Raw genomic sequence first — 18,252 nt, forward strand, 5'->3', positions numbered from 1 at the left:
CATCGACCTGCGCCGATGCCCCTAAAGTAGACACACATTTTGTCCTATAAGCCGCACCTTTGTCACATCTACGCCACACCGTCGCGAGCCAGCTCCTCGGCCAGCGCTTCGGCAGGCATGGCCATAATCGCGTCGAGCTCGGCGTCCACCTCGGGAATACGTTTCACCTTGAGCTTGCGTACCAGATCACCGCGACACATCACATGTATCGGCTCACGCAGAGCGCACAGGTCATCGAGCGGATTCTTGCGCGTTACCAAGATATCGGCAGCCTTGCCGCACTCGATCGTGCCGGTCTCGCCGCCCAGACCCAACAGCTCGGCATTGGCCTGTGTAGCCGTATGCAGCGCGAAGGCGTTGCTCACGCCGACATACTTGGCAAAATAGGCCACCTCACGCCACATGTCGTACTGCGTCACGAACGGGCAGCTCGAGTCCGTGCCAAGGCCCACCTTAACGTCAGCTTCCAGTGCGGCACGGGCGCTCTCAATAATGCCCGAGCACACGATGTCGCCGTTCTTCTTTTGCGTGTCAGTCGAATGAGTCTTATCCGGGTCGAGCAACACAAACGGCAGCGCCGGGCTGATAGTGCAGGTAACGCTGGGCGCACGTCCCTCGAGCTGCGTGCCCGCGGCGCCACGGTACAGCTCCAGGATCTCGGGCGTCATCGGGGCACCGTGCTCGATCGTGTCGACCCCGGCCTCAAGCGCGGCCTTCACGCCCTCGGTGCTCTCGACATGAGCCATAACCGGCAGGCCCACCTCGTGCGCCGCCTTGCACGCCGCCGCGGCAACATCAATCGGCATGCGCAGCACGCCCGGCTCGCCAACTTCGGTCGCGTCGAACACGCCACCCGTCACGAACAACTTGATGACGTCGGCACCACGAGCGTACAAGTCGCGCACCTGTTCGGCCGCCTCGTCGGGCGTATTGGCGACCTGCGCGAACAGCCCCGCGCCGTGGCCACCCGGCACTGTAACGCCCGTTCCCGGCGCTACCAGACGCGGACCCTGATACTTGCCGGCATCGATAGCATCGCGCACGGCGATGTCGGCAAACAGCGGGTCACCCGCACCGCGCACCGTAGTCACGCCGCTTGCCAGCTGCTGTTGGGCGCTGCCTTTGAGGATGTGGCGAACGATGGCGCGGCCCACGGGATTGTCGAGCTTCTTCATCAGCGCGCCCGCATCACCCGCCGAGACCGGCTTGCCCGAACCGCACAGATGCACGTGCATATTGATGAGGCCCGGCATGAGATACGCCCCTGCCAGGTCGATGACCTCGGCCCCCGCTGGAGCTTGGGCCACAGCGCTCGGTCCCATCCAGGTGATGATGCCACGCTCGACGACCACGGCCATATCGGGCTGCGGCTCCATATGCTCCGAACCATCCAGAACGGTCGCATTGATAAACAATGTGGGACGATCGGCAGATGCCATATCGAGCTCCTCCCTCACGATTAACTTGAACATTTGTTCATTATCACCTAGTCCCGCTGGATTACTGCAGACGCATCGGTTAACGGAAGAAAGAGGGGATGTGGGGAGACGGAACACGTTGCAGTCCCACCCCAGCGACACCAGGGAAATGTCTCGATCTGTAACAGGTACAGGGTTATTAGGCCCCTTGATGTTACAGATCGAGACATTCGGTCGACGTTTCACCGGCTTGTCTCGATCTGTAACAATTACGAGCTCAAACAACCTCTAAACGTTACAGATCGAGACAAAACCTCTCAGCGCCCATACCACTGGCATCTCCACTCCTCAGCCAATTCAACCTGCCGAGGAATACCCGCCAGCCTCATTTTCTCGATCAGCTTCCCCGGATTCTTGAGCTCATCAAACGTAAACCGAAGCACCTTATGCCCGAGCATTGTCAGATGAGATTCCCGCTGACGCTCTGCCACGAATGGGTCAACCGACTCCCGACCCTCGCCGCTCTGCAAGGTGTACTTCCCCTTTCCGTCGAGCTCGCCGATGACACACGTCCCGTCCTCGAGCCGCCAAAAATAGTCGACGCGAAACACCTGGCTCGGATCGAACGGGTCGCGAAACTCCACCTGCAGCTCCGGAACCGGGAAGCCGTACGCAATAAAGAATGCTCGGAACCGAGACTCGCCGCCGTTTTCAGACAGCCCGTCCGCATACGACGCAATCACCTGTGCCCTGCGATACCCTCGCCTGCCCTCGCAATCGGCGCGGAGGCGCTCGCACAAATCCCCACGTGATACGCCTTTCGCCCGCAGTGCAGAATCGGCAATCGCCAACCCGTAGGAGAACGGCGCACGCAGTAGGCAATCCTCCACCGTGCGCCAAAACGACGTCACCCGCACGCCATCAACATGCTCGAGTGCGCCCGCCATCTGCGGACGCAACAACCTGCACCCGCCGCTCAACGTCACCGAACAACCCGTCTTAACAAGAAAACGCGACCCAAGCAGATCATTCGGCACCTCCAGACCCCACAAAAGCGCCGCGTCATAGCCCCAAAACGCCCAATCGGGATGAAACTCTGCAAGCCCTTTGATGGTACGCAGCGTTCGCTCCGCCGGCGTCAGCACACCCCAATCATGTTGAAAGCAGAACAAATACGGCTCGGGTTCCGCGATATCGTCGGTTCCAACATGACGCCGCAGCCACATGAGCTCGGCATTGTCATGCGTTGCGAGCAGCGCACCTTGCTCGGTCGCCTCCGTGAGTCGCGCGAGCATCCTATTCCGCGCCAACGTGTTGCGAGTCGTATGCTTGTGCTTGAAAACGGTATTAGACACTTCCATCACCACCACATCGGACAAATGGACCATCGTCACCGTTGCCTCCACCGACAAACGTCTTGATCTGTAACAAGAAGACCGATTTTTGTACTGTAGATGTTACAGATTGAGACATTCCCCCAGCCAGGTGCCAAACGTCTCGATCTGTACCAGTAAGACGTTCTCCAGGCCCCTAAACGTTACAGATTTAGACAAACCAGCGGCGCCCAAGCATTCGTCTCGATCTGTAACAGATAGACTGGTTTTTGTCCCCAAACGTTACAGATCGAGACAAAAGGGCAGAAGGCAAGGCAGGCGACAACCGCCCATCCTCTACCCCCATTCCTGTTCGTAGATGTTGAGGGACTTTACGTACCGCCCCTGGGCGCCCATGATGTCGCGGACCAGACGCAAGAAGAAGCTGATGCACGAGGTGTCAAAGCCGTCCTGCAGATCCTCGGGATGCACCGCACCCGGTCCGTCGACCGCCGTGTCGTTCAGGCGCGCGATGTCATACAGGTAGAGCTGTCCCGCCGTAAGCCAGACATCGTCGACGCAGGCGAGGCGCACCGCAATCGCGCCGTCGTTCCAATGCTCCTTCTGCACGATATGCGGGTCGTAGACATCAAAGCGATGATCGGTGCGCGTGTCCTTCAGCACGACCATGCCGGACGCAGGATTCTTGTCCAAAATGCCAAAGCGCGAGAAATACTGCGTGTCGCGTACCCGCTCGAGCCGCTTGAGCGAGGCAGGCGAAAGCGATGCCGGCGGCTCGTCAACATATAGCTCGAGCAGCGTTTTGCCATGGCGATAGGGGCGCTCGAAGAGCAGCCAATCGGTAAACGCCATGTTGTAGGCCATGATTTCGTTTTGCGAAGGCTCAGTGCAATAGCTGAGCCACGGGTCGACGATAATCTCGAACTGTTCGCGTGCCGGCTCCAGGAATTGAAACTTCCGCAGCATCCAAAAGTGAGCCATGTCGGCAATATCGTTGCCGACGGCTTCAGCCAGCTCTGCTCGGTCAAAAGCGTGGTCAGTCATGGCATCCTCCTCAAACTGATGGACCTCAATTTGAGCTTACGAGGAGGGTGGGCAGCCACGACCAGCGCGGGCAAAATAGGCCTCCGACTGCAAACCAGATGCTGACCAAACACTTGACGAAAAGCTTGACCGAAAATGTGCACCGCAACAAAACCGCAGGCAAACATAGACGGCCAACCCGCCCTTTTGAGCCAGATGCCTGCAGCCACCACAGAAACAACAGGTGACCACAGCCCAAGAAGTCGACAAATGAACACCCGCACGTCGACAAACGCGCAAACTGCTCGCAAATCCGCAAGGAGTGTCCCCGAATGCCGGCACAAAAGGAACGTCCCTAACTGTCGGCACTTAGGGACGTTCCTTTTGTGCCGGCAGTTAGGGACAGCCCTTGCCGATTCGATTGTTGAATATCTCCGTGACTACTTTACAGTTCCAGTGCCTCGGCGACTTCGGCTGCGCAGGCCAGGGCATCGGCCATGGCACTCACCACGAGCGAGCTGCCGTTGCGGGCATCACCCGCCACATACACCGGCGCGGCATCCGCGGCGACGCCCTCCGTGCGAGCCGCGAGATGCGAGCCCTCGGCAGCCATCACCGGCAGCGGACGACCAGCGGTGGCAACAGGCACGCTCACCGCATCGAACACACCGTACTCCGGACCCGTAAAGCCGCAGGCGATGAGCACCAGCTGCGCTGGCACCTCGTGCTCGGAGCCCGCGATGCGCTCGGGCTTTCCCGCCGACCAGTCCAGATCGACCACGCGCAGACCCGCAGCCGCACCCTTCTTGTCCAGCAGCACCTCGAGTGTATCCACGGCCCAGGCACGCATCTCGCCACCCATCGCAGCGATAGCCTCCTGCTGGCCGTAATCGGTCTTCTTAACGTTGGGCCACTGCGGCCAGGGGTTGCCTGCCGCGCGCTTATCGGGCGCAGCCGGCAAGAACTCAAACTGGCGCACGCTGCGCGCGCCCTGACGCACGGCGGTACCCACGCAGTCGTTTCCAGTATCGCCACCGCCAATGACCACGACGTCCAGGCCGCGCGCGTTCACCGCGGGCTTGCCGCCATCGAGCACCGAGACGGTCGAAGCCGTCAGGTAGTCCACGGCATACACCACGCCCGGGGCATCAATGTTCGCAGCCGAAAGTCCACGCGGAGCACGGGCGCCGGCAGCCACCACGGCGGCGTCAAAGTCGTCGAGCCTGGCGGTAACCTTGGGATCGCTCACGTCGGCGCCCAGCTCGAACACAATACCCAGCTCGCGCATGAGCGCCACACGACGCTCGACCACAGACTTCTCGAGCTTCATGTTGGGAATGCCGTACATGAGTAGGCCGCCGGGGCGGTCGTCGCGCTCAAACACCGTCACGCGGGCACCGCGACGTGCAAGCTCCCATGCTGCCACCAGGCCAGCCGGGCCGGAACCAACCACGGCGACCGAGGGCGCGTCCTCCCCTGCCGGCTCAAAGCGACGTGGGCCGCCGTTGGCCCACTCATGGTCGCTGATCGCACGCTCGTTATCGTGAATCGTCGTGGGTTGGCCGTCGACCGAGCCCAGGTTGCACGCGGCCTCGCACAGTGCCGGGCACACGCAGCTCGTGAACTCAGGCATGGGCGAGGTGAGCGACAGGCGCTCGGCAGCCTCATCCCAGCGGCCGCGGTACACCAGCTCGTTCCACTCGGGAATCAAGTTGTGCAGCGGGCAGCCGCTCGGACGTGCCTTGCCAAAGCTCGCGCCCATCTGGCAAAACGCCACGCCGCACATCATGCAGCGGCTCGCCTGGGCGCGACGTGCGTCGTCATCGAGCTCCACATACAGGGGATCAAAATCATGACTGCGCTCCTCCACGGGACGCAGCTCGTGGGTCACGCGATCGATATCAAGAAAAGCACCGGGCTTACCCATGGCACTTACGCCTCCTTCTTGGTCGAAGCAACAGGGCTGGCAGCCACGGACGCAGCGCCCGCAGCACCGCCCGCAGCACCGCCCGCAGCACCGCCCGCAGCACCGCCCGCAGCATCGAAGCGAGCGACATCCGCAGCGCTCGCGCGACCGGTCACGATGTCAAACGCCAGCTCCTCTGCCTGCGCATGCGTCTTGCCGACGGCCTCGGCGGCGGCGACAATCGCCAGCACACGCTCGTACTCGGTCGGAATGACCTTCACGAAGTGCTTGCTCATCGTCTCAAAGCTGTAGAGCAGCTTGATGCCGCGCGGGCTCTGCGTCGCGTCCACGTGCTCTTGGATGAGCTCGCGAATCTGTGCCAGCTCGCCGGCCGTCGGGGCCTTGAGCTCAACGCTCTCGTGGTTCACGCGGGCATCGAGCGTGCCGTACTGGTCAAAGACATAGGCCACGCCGCCCGTTATACCGGCGGCGAAGTTCTGCCCGACCTCACCCAGGATAAGCGCCAGACCGCCCGTCATGTACTCGCAGCCATGGTTGCCGCAGCCCTCGACCACCACGGTGGCACCGGAGTTGCGTACGCCAAAGCGCTGGCCGGCCAGGCCGTTGATGAAGCCACGGCCGCTCGTGGCGCCAAAGAACGCAACGTTGCCCACGATGATGTTTTCGTCGAACTTATAGGTCGCATGCGGGTTGGGGCGCACCGACACCTCGCCGCCCGAAAGGCCCTTGCCAAAGTAGTCGTTGGCGTCGCCGCACACGTTGAGCGTAATGCCGCGCGGCAGGAAGGCGCCAAAGCTCTGACCGGCCGATCCATCGCAATCGATGGTGATGGAGCCGGCGGGCAGGCCCTCGGGATGTGCCTTGGTCACCGCGTTACCCAGGATGGTGCCCACGCAACGGTTGACGTTGGCGATATCGGCGCGGAAGCGAATCGGGCGCAAGTGGGCACGGGCATCGGCCGTATAGGGCACGAACAGCGTGGAGTCGAGCGTCTTGTCGAGCTCGCTGTCCGCGGCCATCTGCGGCAGGAAGTGACGACCGTCGGCACCCGGGATATGGGCACCGAACTCGCAGGTCGCGCTCGCCAGCACGGGCGACAGATCGAGCAGGTTGGCCTTACGGTTGCCCGGGACCTCAATCTGGCGCAAGCACTCGGGATGGCCGACCATCTCGTCGACGGTGCGGAAGCCCAGGCTCGCCATGACCTCGCGCAGTTGCTCGACAACAAAGAGCATAAAGTGCTCGACGTGCTCGGGCTTGCCGCGGAAGCCGCGACGCAGGCGGCAGTTTTGCGTGGCGATGCCGGCGGGGCAGGTATCCTGCTGGCAGTCGCGCTGCATGAGGCAGCCCATCGAGATGAGCGGCATGGTCGCAAAGCCAAACTCCTCGGCGCCCAGCAGGCAGGCGACGGCAACATCGGTGCCGTCCATGAGCTTGCCGTCGGCCTCGAGCACCACGCGCGAGCGCAGGCCGTTTTGCAGCAGCGTCTGCTGGGCCTCGGCAAGGCCGAGCTCCAGCGGCAGGCCGGCATGCCAAATGGAATCGCGCGCCGCGGCACCCGAGCCGCCATTGTGGCCGCTGATCAAGATCTTGTCGGCAGCGCCCTTGGCCACACCGGTTGCGATGGTGCCGACGCCGGCCTCGCTGACCAGCTTGACCGACACGCGCGCGCCGGGGTTGGCATTCTTAAGGTCAAAGATCAGCTCTGCCAGGTCCTCGATGGAGTAGATGTCGTGGTGCGGCGGAGGCGAGATCAGGCCGATGCCGGGCGTGGACTGACGGACCTCGGCAATCCAGGGGTAGACCTTCTTGCCGGGCAGGTGGCCACCCTCGCCGGGCTTGGCGCCCTGGGCCATCTTGATCTGAATCTCGAAGGCGCTGCACAGGTAGCGGCTCGTCACGCCAAAGCGCGCACTTGCCACCTGCTTGATCGCGGAGTTCTTGGAATCACCGTTAGCCAGCGGGGTCTCGCGACGCGGATCCTCACCGCCCTCGCCGGAGTTGGAACGGCCGTGCAGGCGGTTCATGGCGATGGCCATGCACTCGTGTGCTTCCTTGCTGATGGAGCCGTACGACATGGCGCCGGTGTTAAAGCGGCGGACGATGTTGAGCGCGGGCTCGACCTCGTCGAGCGAAACCGGCGTGCGGTCGCTGGCATCAAAGTCGAGCAAGTCGCGCAGACGCACGGCACGGCCGGTGCGGTGCAGGCGGGCGCTGTACTCCTTAAAGGTGTCGTAGCTGTCCTCACGGCAGGCGGTCTGCAGCAGGTAGACGGCCTGGGGGTCGATGAGGTGTTCCTCGCCGCCGAGCGGGCGCCACTTGGTCAGGCCCAGCGTGGGCAGCTGATCGGGAGCCGGGCTTTTAAGGATGGCGAGCGCGGCGTCATAGCGCTCGTTTTGCTCGCGCTCAACGTCCTCGACACCCATACCGCCCACACGGCTCACCGTGCCGGCGAAGTACGCGTTGACGAACTCCGGAGTAAAGCCGACGGCCTCGAAAATCTGCGCGGAGTGATAGCTCTGCACCGTGGAGATACCCATCTTGGACATGATGGAGACGATACCCGCCGTCGCGGCCTTGTTGTAGTTGTCGATGCCCTGCTCGGCCGTCACGTCCAGGTCGCCGCGTGCTGCCAAGTCGCGGATGCACGCATGCGCATTGTACGGATAGATGCCGCTTGCGGAGTAGCCCACCAGCGCCGCAAAGTCGTGCGGGGACACGGCATCGCCGCACTCCACCACGATGTCGGCAAAGGTACGCACGCCAGCGCGAATCAGGTGGTTGTGCACACAGCCCACGGCGAGCAGCGACGGCACGGGCACCTCGCCCGCAGCGGCACGATCGCTCAACACCACGATGTTCACGCCGTCGCGGACCGCAGCCTCAACGTCCTCTGCAAGCTGCTTGAGCGCAGCCTGCAGCGCGCCCTCGCCGGCATCGCGGCAGTAGACGGCACGGAAACGGCGGGTCTTAAAGCCCACGCGGTCGATGGCACAGATGCGGTCAAACTCCTCCTCGCTCAGCAGCGGACGCTCCAGGCGCACCAGCTGGCAGGCCGTACGGGAGTCCTCGAGCAGGTTGCCGTGGTTGCCCAGGTAGAGCGTGGTCGAGGTGACCATATGCTCGCGAAGGGCGTCGATGGGCGGGTTCGTGACCTGGGCGAACAGCTGATAGAAGTAGTCAAAGAACGAACGCGTCTTCTTGGACAGGCAGGCCAACGGCGCATCGATACCCATCGAGGCGAGCGGGGCCTTGCCCTGCTGGGCCATGGGGCGCACGACCTCGTCAACATCATCCCAGTGATAGCCGAGCTTGGCCATGCGCACGGCGGCGGGCACCTCGGCATCCTCGGCGGGCGCGGGCGCGGCGGGCTCATCGAGCGCGTCGACGGTCAGTGTCTCCTCGGCAATCCAGTCGCGGTAGGGCTTCTCCTTGGCATAGCGGGCGCGCAGCTCGTCGTTGTAGATCACGCGGCCGCGGGCAAAATCGACCTCGAGCATCTGGCCCGGTCCCAGGCAGCCGCTCGTCAGGATGTTCTCGGGGCTCACCTCGATGGTGCCCACCTCGCTTGCCAGCATAAAGCGGCCATCGCGCGTCACGTAGTAGCGGGCGGGGCGCAAGCCGTTGCGGTCGAGGGCGGCGCCCAGCGTGCGACCGTCGGTAAAGGCGATGGCCGCCGGGCCGTCCCAGGGCTCCATGAGCATGGACTGGTAAGCGTCGTAGGCGCGGCGCTCCTCACTCAGGCTATCGTTGTGGTCCCACGGCTCGGGCAGCAACATGGACGCGGCACGCGTGAGCGGGCGACCGTTCATGACCAAGAATTCGAGCACGTTGTCCAGAATCGCGGAGTCGGAACCCTCGCGGTTGATGATGGGCATCACGCGCTCAAGATCGTGCTGCAGCACGGGGCTGTACAGGTTGGGTTCGCGGGCGCGAATCCAGTTGACGTTGCCCTTGAGGGTGTTGATCTCGCCGTTATGGATGATAAAGCGGTTGGGGTGCGCACGCTCCCAGCTGGGCGTGGTGTTGGTGGAGTAGCGCGAGTGGACGAGCGCCACGGCCGTTTTGACGGCGGCGTCGTTGAGGTCGATGAAGAAGCGGCGCATCTGCGTGGCGACCAGCATGCCCTTGTACACGATAGTGCGCGAGCTCATGGAGCAGACGTAGAAGATCTTGTCGCGCAGGGCAAACTCGGCATCGGCCTTCTTCTCGATAGTGCGACGGCACACGTACAGGCGGCGCTCGAAGGCGTCACCCGCCGGCGTATCGTCGGGGCGGCTCAGGAAGGCCTGCAAGATGATGGGCATGCAAGCGCGGGCCGTCTCGCCCAGGTCATGCGGGTCGACCGGCACCTCGCGCCAAAAGAGCAGCGGCACGCCGGCCTCGGCGCAGCCCTCCTCAAACACGCGACGGGCATCCTCTACGCCCTTGTCGTCCTGCGGGAAGAACAGCATGGCCACGCCATAGTCGCCCTCTGCCGGCAGAATCTGGCCGCACTTTTGGGCCTCTTTACGGAAAAAGTGATGCGGAACCTGGAACAGGATGCCGGCGCCGTCGCCGGTGTTCTTCTCGAGTCCCGTACCGCCGCGGTGCTCCAAGTTGACCAGAATGGACAGCGCGTCGTCCAGAATCTGGTGATGGCGCTCACCGTTGATATCGGCAAGCGCGCCGATGCCACATGCATCGTGGTCGAATTCGGGGCGATAAAGGCCCTGCTGCTGAGCGGAATCTGCCTGCATCGCGATCCTCCCCTAGATATTTAGACAGTCAGTTGAATAGGCATAGTAGGAGCATCGCCGGCCCGTTGTGTTTCCCGCCCGTTTCGAAACAATCGCGTAACGCACACCTTACGAGTGGGCACCGCCGACCTCAAGGGCGAAAACATAGGCCCCAAGTTCGGCCTGCAAACTCACCTCTTCAAACATCTCAATCTGTAACAGTAAGACCCAATTTCGACGACTAACTGTTACAGATTGAGATGTTTTCGAGAGACGGTTCCGAATGTCTCAATCTGTAACATGAAGGGCCGGTTTTTGCAGCTAACTGTTACAGATCGAGATTTTCCATAGGACCATTTCTTCCTGTCTCGATCTGTAACACCTAGGCCCAATTTCCATCCCTAGTTGTTACAGATCGAGACATTTCGGCAGCCCCCTTTCACCATCCCATTCAAATACAACAATTTTGTTAGTCTTGGTTAACTTTTAAGCTTAAAACGGGTATCCTTTGCGGCGTCAAGCAAACGGCACGCACACCGTGCCAGATCAAGGAGGCCCCTATGGCGCACCAAGCAGACCAGCAGACGATGCAACTCGTCCTTATCCGTCACGGAGAGTCCGAGTGGAACAAGCTCAACCTGTTCACCGGCTGGACCGATGTTGAGCTCACCGACACGGGCCGCGAAGAAGCCGCGGCAGGCGGCCGCGCCCTCAAAGAAGCCGGTTTCGACTTTGACGTCTGCTACACTTCGCGCCTCAAGCGCGCGATCCACACCCTCAACATCGTGCTCGGCCAAATGGATCGCGAGTGGCTGCCCGTCATCAAATCCTGGAAGCTCAACGAGCGCCACTACGGAGCGTTGCAGGGTCTCAACAAGGCCGATGCCGCAGAGGAGCACGGCGACGAGCAGGTGCTCATCTGGCGCCGCTCCTTCGATGTCTGCCCGCCGGCACTCGAGCCGGACGACGCGCGCGATCCCCACACCCAGGAGCAATACCGTGATGTCGCGCCCGATCAGCTGCCCTATACCGAGTGCCTCAAGGACACGATCGCCCGCGCCTGGCCCTATTTCGAAGACGAGATTCGCCCCCAGATGCTCGCCGGCAAGCGCGTACTCATCGCCGCACACGGCAACTCCCTGCGCTCACTCGTCATGAAGCTCGAGCACCTCACGCCCGAGGAGATCCTCAAGGTCAACATCCCCACCGGCGTGCCGCTCGTCTACACCTTCGATACCGATTTCAATGTCCTCGACAAGCGCTACATCGGCGACCCGGCGACCATCGCCGCCAAGATCGACGCCGTGGCCAATCAGGGCAAAGCGCACAAGTAGCCCCAACCCAAATCCGACGCGTGGCGCCGCACGGCCCAGATGCGACGTCACGCCGCCCATACGCAGGAGCGCACCATGCTCAACTATCTCAAACAACACTTTGGCTCCCGACGCACCGGTGGCCACGGAGGCCTAGACATTGCGCGGCATATCGGCCCCGGGCTGCTCGTGACCGTCGGCTTTATCGACCCGGGCAACTGGGCCTCCAATATGGCCGCGGGCTCGCAGTTTGGCTACGCGCTGCTGTGGATCGTCACGCTGTCCACGATTATGCTCATCGTGCTGCAGCACAACGCGGCGCACTTGGGCATCGCCACGGGCGCCTGCCTTGCCGAGGCCACGACCCGCTTTCTCCCCCGCATCGTGGGACGCGCGGTGCTCGGCAGCGCCTATCTCGCGACCATCGCCACCGCCATGGCCGAAGTCCTGGGCGGCGCGATTGCCCTTCAAATGCTCTTTGGGCTGCCCGTGCGTGCGGGCTGCGTCATCGTGGCGGCAGTATCGATGGCGATGCTCATGACGAACTCCTACAAGCGAGCCGAACGCTGGATCATCGCCTTCGTAGGCGTGGTAGGACTCTCGTTTTTGGCCGAGCTTGCACTAGTCAAGGTCGACTGGCCGCAAGCCGCCGCAAGCTGGATCACGCCCAGTATGCCCACTGGCTCTGCCGCGATTATCGTGAGTGTCCTGGGTGCGGTCGTTATGCCACACAACCTTTTTCTGCACTCCGAGGTCATCCAATCCATGCACTTCGAAGGCCAAGGCGAGCAGGTTATCGAAGAGCGTCTGCGCTACGAGCTCTTCGACACGCTCTTTTCGATGGGCGTGGGCTGGGCAATCAACTCGGCCATGGTCATCCTGGCCGCAACGACCTTCTTTGCGCACGGCATGGTCGTAGACGACCTCGCCGTCGCAGCGGCCACGCTCTCCCCCATTCTGGGCCCGGCGAGCTCGACCATCTTTGCGGTAGCGCTGCTGTTCGCGGGACTATCGAGCAGCGTGACAGCGGGCATGGCGGCGGGGACCATCACTGCGGGCATGTTCGACGAGGAATACGATATCCACGACCGACATTCCTCGATCGGGGTGGCGGCCTGTTTCGTCGGCGCAGTGACGGCGTGCCTGGTCGTCCCAAATCCTTTTGAAGGTCTCATCTGGAGTCAGGCACTGCTGTCGCTTCAGCTACCGATTACGGTCTTTGTGCTCATACGGCTCACCAGTTCACCCCGCGTCATGGGCAAATACGCCAATTCGCGTCCACTCAACGCGCTGCTCGTAGGGATCGGTGCCATCGTGACGATTCTCGATGTCGTGTTGTTGACAGGGATGTAATGGGGCGGGGCACCTACTCAGGCAAACGTCTCGATCTGCAACAGATAGACCAGTTTTTGATGTCTAGATGTTACAGATTGAGACAAAAGGTCGGCCGGACTCACAACAGACAGGATCGGCCAACAGCAACCGTGATCCCTTAGGGGCGGAGGAAAAGGGCCCCGGCCGAGAATTCGACCGAGGCCCTTGGACAGAGCTATGTTCGGCTTTCGCCGTGTGTCTGCGAGCTACTCCTCGACGAGCTCAAACTGATCGGGACCGACGCCGCACACCGGGCACACATAATCCTCGGGCAGCTCGGGCGTATCGACCTCAACCTCGTAACCGCAAACGACGCACACGAACTTATACGTCTTCTTCTCCTCAGCCATGATGTTCTCCTCTCAAACGCGACTGGTGATGTACTTCATTTATCAGTATAGATTCTCAATAATATAATGCAAGTATTTTTAAAACATTTCTAGCCTTGATACGAGGACGCCTTCGGAGGCGTCTTGCCCTTCAGGACCTTATGGTAGTAATCGTAGGTGAGCGGCGTCTCGTCACTCAAGCGCTCGGCATCCTCGACCTCGCCGATAAACAGCAGATGCGTGCCAACATCCACAGTGTCGATCAAATGGCAGCTAAACAGGGCCGCCGCGTGCTCGGGCACATAGGGCATGCCCAGAGCCGTCTCGCGGGTCTCGTATTTGGCAAACTTGTCATAATCGCTGCTGGTGCGGAACCCAAAGTTACCGATGTAGAGCATATCGGCGGTCTGATCGATCACGGTCAGCGCGAACGCTTTGGCCGAAGCGATGACGCCCGAGGTGACGTTATCCTTGTTCACTGCAACCGAAATGCGCGGCGGCATGGACGTCACCTGCACCGCTGTGTTGATAACGCAGCCGGCACGCAGCCCGTCTGCCGCGGCGCTCACCACGTACAGGCCGCTCGGCATGGTGAAGAACGCAGTTTTGTCCATAACGATCACTCCCCTAGCTCGGGTTGGAACCTCATGGATGTATGTACCCACAAAAAAGGCAGCGCCCATAACGGACGCCGCCTTTGAAACATATGTGTCAGAACAGTAAGAAAGATGAGACACCCGCAGCTGCGGTGAAATGGGGACTGAATAGCCCCTCAAACAGGCAAACCAGTCCGTATTCCACCGCAACTTATGAAGGACGGTCAGCGGTTGCGTTCCTTGAGGGCGCGGTCGATCTCGCGTTGGACATCACGCTTGGCCATGTCCTCGCGCTTGTCGTAGAGCTTCTTGCCGCGACCCAGGCCCAGCAGCAGTTTTACGCGACCGTCGGTATTAAAGTAGAGCTCCAACGGAACCAGCGCATAACCACGGTTGCGAAGTTTGCCGTCAAGAAAGTCGATCTCCTTGCGGTGCAGCAGCAGACGGCGCCGACGGTCGGGATCGCGATTCCACACGCCACCATGACTATAAGGGTGGATATGCAGGCCGACGAGCCAGCACTCCCCACCACGAATCAGTGCGAAGGTATCGGTAATCTGGCACGCGCGCTCGCGAATCGACTTGACCTCGGTACCGCTCAGCTCAATACCGCACTCAAACGTCTCATCGATAAAGTACTCGTGATGTGCCGAGCGATTCTTGGAAATGAGCTTGCGCTCGCGCTTACTGGGCATCGCCGGCCTCCTTGGCGCCATCGGCGTTTGAGCCCGCAGCCTCGCGCTTTGCCCTGCGCTCGGCATTAAGCTCGGCATCGCTCTCGCGCACCAGTTTGATAATCGCCGCGCAGGCCTCCTCGCCCACCAAATCGCGAGCACGCACCGTCAGGCGCGTAGCCTCCTGCTTGTCGCCGTCGCTTGCAGCATCGGTCGCACACATGATCAGGCAGATGGCAATCTCGGCCGAAGGCGAAGTCGGCACGCCCTGCAGGGCGAGCTCACCCATCACATGGTCGTCACTCTCGTCCGCGGCATCCGGATAGGTGGTATGGATCTTGTTGAGCAGGCGCGTCGTATGCGCATCGTTGGGCGCCAGGCGCAGCGCCAGACGCGCGCAGCCCACGGCAGCCGAAATGTTCTCGGTCTCGGGCTCCAAGAAGTACTGACCCAAATTGGTGTAGGCGCGTGCGGCGCACTTACCGTCGCTCGCGCGCTCCAGCACCGAGAACGAGAGCGATGCCCACTCCTGCTTGTCCTCGAGCGCGCGGAACAGCTCGGCCAAGTCCAAGCGATAGTTGCAGTTCATGGGATCCCAACGCACGGCCTGCATCAGGGCATTCCGAGCACTCACATAATCCTGCTGGCGAATGTAGGCAAACGCCATGTCGGAGTACAGGCGGTCAAAGGGAACCTCGACCTGCACCAGCTCGCGCGGATCCTTCTCCACGCGGCGATAGGCCAGGCGCTCAAACTTGCTGTCGAAGCTAAAGTACTGGCGCTTCTCCTCCGTCTTGCACTCAGCGTCGATATACTCCTCGGCGAGCTCCACCAGACGCTCAAGCAGCGGCGTCGCCGTAGCCAGGTCGCCCTGCGCCAGATAGTTCTCGGCATACGTGATGTCTTCCAAGCTGATAGGCAGGTCCATGACAACTCCTCGGTCCGGGCGGCAGACTCAACGCGCGCCTTAAATATCGGTCAATACACAAAACCCGGGTCTCTTACGAGGCCCGGGCGCTCAATTTTGGTAGCCCGTACCAGATTCGAACTGGTGATCTCCGCCTTGAGAGGGCGGCGTCCTAAACCGCTAGACGAACGGGCCATATGTAGCAAATGCAATGGCTGGGATGGAGGGAGTCGAACCCCCATTGACGGAACCAGAATCCGCTGTCCTGCCATTAGACGACATCCCAATGACTGCATCGCTGCGCTCGGCTGTGCCTTTGCGCAAGAAAGAAATATACGGGAAGTCTCGCCGTGACGCAAGCCCCAATTTTGACTTTTTTGAAATTCAGTCAAATTGGCCTTATTTTGTCCAACCCGTGAAGGACCTGTGAAGCCAACCGCTGTACACGAAGGGCAAAACGCCGCGAGCGGTAGCCGTCAACCGTTGGCAGATTCTACCGTGAAAACGATAGCACCAGGCAACACAATCGAAGTATCAATGATCACGTAGATATCGAGGCGCCATGGACGAAGAGCTTGATTACCTATGGGAGACCCTGGGCCTCGAGATCACTGCTAACCTTTGGCCCGAACGGGACAAAATCCATCCCACACTGCGCCCCGCCATCACGGTGATGCAGGCAAACTACCGCCGTGTATCCTTTTTGATCATGCGGATGTCATGGCACGCGGGACTCCCCGACCTTAAGCGAATCCAGGCAAGCCTCGTCGAGCTGTCCGGCATGCCGACCGTCATATCCGAGGCGCACCTGGAGCAGCGACAGCGCGAGCGACTGCAACAGCAGCGGATTCCCTTTATCTGCCCCGGCGTTCAGGCATATCTGCCCTTTATGGACGAGGAGTACTGGAGCGGCAAGCCCAACAAGCACGTAAAGGTCTACGATCCGCACGAATGGGCACAGCTCAAGGATTGAGCCGAGCGAGCCCGCCGATGGAAAACACGTCCCGCCCCGAGCGCTCAAAACGGGTCGCACTTTCCGCAGCCGCTACAGCAACGCCTCGGCCCAAGCCGCTTCCCTAAAGCCGGGAATCGCAAAGTCGTCGCCCACCAGCAGCGGACGCTTGACCAGCATTCCGTCGGTCGCCAGCAGCTCGTAGCACTCCTGATCCGTCATGCCCGCATCCAGACGCGCCTTCAGACCCAGCTCTCGATATTTCATGCCCGACGAATTAAAGAAGCGCCGCACCGGCAGCCCCGAACGAGCAATCCAGGTCGCAAGCTCATCAGCCGTGGGATTGTCCAAAACGATATCGCGGTCGATATACTCTACCCCATGTTCGTCCAGCCATGCCTTGGCCTTCTTACAGGTCGAGCACTTGGGATATTCAACAAACAGTACGGTCATGGGAATCCTCCGAATATAGATCGGCCAACGCAGGCACACGCCACACGAGGCGCCTTCGTATGATGGGCCAATTGTAGCCCACGGGTCACACGCTAAACGAACCGTACCCCGAATCCGCGTTTGATGAACGGCAGCAGCTCCATTGCCTCGGGCGTGATATGGCCCGCAACGTTCATGCGCTCGTCACCGGGAAGATCGACCCGCGCAATCTCAAGCTCGCCTTCGTAGCGCCCATATCCGCTATTGCTCACAGCGATCGACCCCGCCTTTCGCGGCAGGCCGGCTCCGGCATCCGTCGGCACGGAATCCGGCTTAAGCGTCGTGCGCGACTCCTGAGACCTAAAGATGAGGACGCTCGAATCGGGCCGGTCGTGATGAATCTGCCCACGTACATAGGCATAACCGGACTCAAGCTCGCATTGCAGGTCCACGTATCCGGCGGAAACTTGAGCAAACTGCGCCCAGCCCGCATCGGAAAGATCGGGGTCGCCGACCAACACAATGTCGCAATCGGCGCCATGTGCGAGCTCAAGCATGTTGAGGGCAACCTTTGACGCGCGACCGCGATGTGCCTCGACCGTCGGAAGTCCCTCGAATACCGGCCCGCGAACGTTGGCATCACCCGGCACAAAAGCCATGATTTCGAATCCAAGCGCCGCAAGACGAAGATTCGTCCGAGCAATGTCCTCCAGAGCTAAACCGGTATAAGGCTTAGGGTAAAAATTGTGGCAGGCGGCAAAACGAGTCACATCGGCACCGGCCTCACGCCACGATGCGATTTCATCAGAACTCACCGTCGATGCATTGACCACAATGCGAAATACACCGGACAGCTCCGCGACCCGCCGGGCGCTAAAGCCATAGTCCAAACGAAGGTATTCCAACCCCAGATCGCGCAGGTCCTCGATGCGCTCAAGCCCGAGCAAATCGCACGTGCGCGGTCCCACATCGGCAATGAGCGCAATGCCGCGGGCGGAAAGCAGCGACAGTACATGACGGACCTTATCGGCATACGCCGCTCCCCCATCCTCGGGAATATGCAGCGAGGTGAACGCATAGCGTGCACCCGCCGCGGCGCCACGCTCAATCGTTCGCTCAATATCCTGCAGAGGGCTGGAAAGATAAATCGAAATACCCGTTTTCACGCTTCAACGCTCCTTTAAAAAAGGCCGGCGGAGCAGTTAGCCCCGCCGGCACAACCATAGCATCAAGAAATCTGCTGCGCGCCGCGAGC

The 18,252-nt window shown here is 61.1% G+C and carries 14 protein-coding genes and 2 tRNA genes; 3 read left to right on the plus strand and 13 right to left on the minus strand.

The features are described 5' to 3' along the window. Positions 1-68 precede the first annotated feature (68 nt). The 5 genes from DWW51_RS02135 to gltB all read right to left on the minus strand — a co-directional run bounded on the left by DWW51_RS02135 (position 69) and on the right by gltB (position 10,441). Positions 69-1,439 carry an amidohydrolase family protein gene (locus DWW51_RS02135; RefSeq protein WP_231501548.1) on the minus strand — a complete coding sequence of 457 codons (1,371 nt, stop codon included), beginning with the start codon at positions 1,437-1,439 and terminating at the stop codon, positions 69-71. Positions 1,440-1,735: 296 nt separating this feature from the next. After that, entirely contained in the window at positions 1,736-2,812 is a 1,077-nt protein-coding gene (locus DWW51_RS02140) for a hypothetical protein (RefSeq protein WP_117773320.1), read from the minus strand. A gap of 276 nt (positions 2,813-3,088) precedes the next feature. Next, a complete protein-coding gene (locus DWW51_RS02145) occupies positions 3,089-3,796 on the minus strand; it encodes a hypothetical protein (RefSeq protein ID WP_117773322.1) in 708 nt (235 codons plus the stop codon). 424 nt (positions 3,797-4,220) lie between these two features. Continuing rightward, on the minus strand, positions 4,221-5,702 hold the full coding sequence (locus DWW51_RS02150; protein ID WP_117773323.1) for a glutamate synthase subunit beta: 1,482 nt from the start codon (positions 5,700-5,702) through the stop codon (positions 4,221-4,223). A 5-nt stretch (positions 5,703-5,707) separates the two neighbouring features. Next, the gene (gltB, locus tag DWW51_RS02155) at positions 5,708-10,441 is read right to left on the minus strand and encodes a glutamate synthase large subunit (protein ID WP_117773325.1); all 4,734 of its coding nucleotides are present in this window, start codon (positions 10,439-10,441) and stop codon (positions 5,708-5,710) included. Positions 10,442-11,007: 566 nt separating this feature from the next. Here gltB and gpmA point away from each other — a divergent pair. After that, on the plus strand, positions 11,008-11,754 hold the full coding sequence (gene gpmA, locus DWW51_RS02160; protein WP_197032148.1) for a 2,3-diphosphoglycerate-dependent phosphoglycerate mutase: 747 nt from the start codon (positions 11,008-11,010) through the stop codon (positions 11,752-11,754). A gap of 75 nt (positions 11,755-11,829) precedes the next feature. After that, a complete protein-coding gene (locus DWW51_RS02165; protein WP_117773329.1) occupies positions 11,830-13,086 on the plus strand; it encodes an Nramp family divalent metal transporter in 1,257 nt (418 codons plus the stop codon). 227 nt (positions 13,087-13,313) lie between these two features. On the opposite strand, the gene DWW51_RS02170 is transcribed toward DWW51_RS02165, so the two are convergent. The 6 genes from DWW51_RS02170 to DWW51_RS02195 form a co-directional block, all read right to left on the minus strand. Beyond that, positions 13,314-13,457: a rubredoxin-like domain-containing protein gene (locus DWW51_RS02170; RefSeq protein WP_055251878.1), complete on the minus strand. Its 144-nt coding sequence runs from the start codon at positions 13,455-13,457 to the stop codon at positions 13,314-13,316. A gap of 89 nt (positions 13,458-13,546) precedes the next feature. Continuing rightward, positions 13,547-14,050: a flavin reductase family protein gene (locus DWW51_RS02175; protein WP_055251877.1), complete on the minus strand. Its 504-nt coding sequence runs from the start codon at positions 14,048-14,050 to the stop codon at positions 13,547-13,549. A 206-nt stretch (positions 14,051-14,256) separates the two neighbouring features. Further along, positions 14,257-14,727: an SsrA-binding protein SmpB gene (gene smpB, locus DWW51_RS02180; protein WP_006235325.1), complete on the minus strand. Its 471-nt coding sequence runs from the start codon at positions 14,725-14,727 to the stop codon at positions 14,257-14,259. After that, entirely contained in the window at positions 14,717-15,634 is a 918-nt protein-coding gene (locus DWW51_RS02185; RefSeq protein WP_117564212.1) for a hypothetical protein, read from the minus strand. Before DWW51_RS02185 ends, smpB begins: the two co-directional genes overlap by 11 nt. A gap of 97 nt (positions 15,635-15,731) precedes the next feature. Continuing rightward, a tRNA-Glu gene (locus DWW51_RS02190) sits at positions 15,732-15,808 on the minus strand. A gap of 17 nt (positions 15,809-15,825) precedes the next feature. Beyond that, a tRNA-Gln gene (locus tag DWW51_RS02195) sits at positions 15,826-15,899 on the minus strand. A gap of 276 nt (positions 15,900-16,175) precedes the next feature. Here DWW51_RS02195 and DWW51_RS02200 point away from each other — a divergent pair. Continuing rightward, positions 16,176-16,586, plus strand: a complete 411-nt coding sequence (locus DWW51_RS02200) for a hypothetical protein (RefSeq protein ID WP_117773331.1) — start codon at positions 16,176-16,178, stop codon at positions 16,584-16,586. A gap of 72 nt (positions 16,587-16,658) precedes the next feature. On the opposite strand, the gene DWW51_RS02205 is transcribed toward DWW51_RS02200, so the two are convergent. Together DWW51_RS02205 and DWW51_RS02210 are read right to left on the minus strand one after the other, a co-directional pair. Continuing rightward, positions 16,659-17,018, minus strand: coding sequence for an arsenate reductase family protein (locus DWW51_RS02205; RefSeq protein ID WP_117773333.1), 360 nt, complete (start codon positions 17,016-17,018; stop codon positions 16,659-16,661). A gap of 92 nt (positions 17,019-17,110) precedes the next feature. After that, on the minus strand, positions 17,111-18,163 hold the full coding sequence (locus tag DWW51_RS02210; protein ID WP_117773335.1) for a MupG family TIM beta-alpha barrel fold protein: 1,053 nt from the start codon (positions 18,161-18,163) through the stop codon (positions 17,111-17,113). Positions 18,164-18,252 lie beyond the last annotated feature (89 nt).

The sequence above is a fragment of the Collinsella sp. AF15-51 genome (assembly GCF_003462845.1).
GTDB lineage: Bacteria > Actinomycetota > Coriobacteriia > Coriobacteriales > Coriobacteriaceae > Collinsella.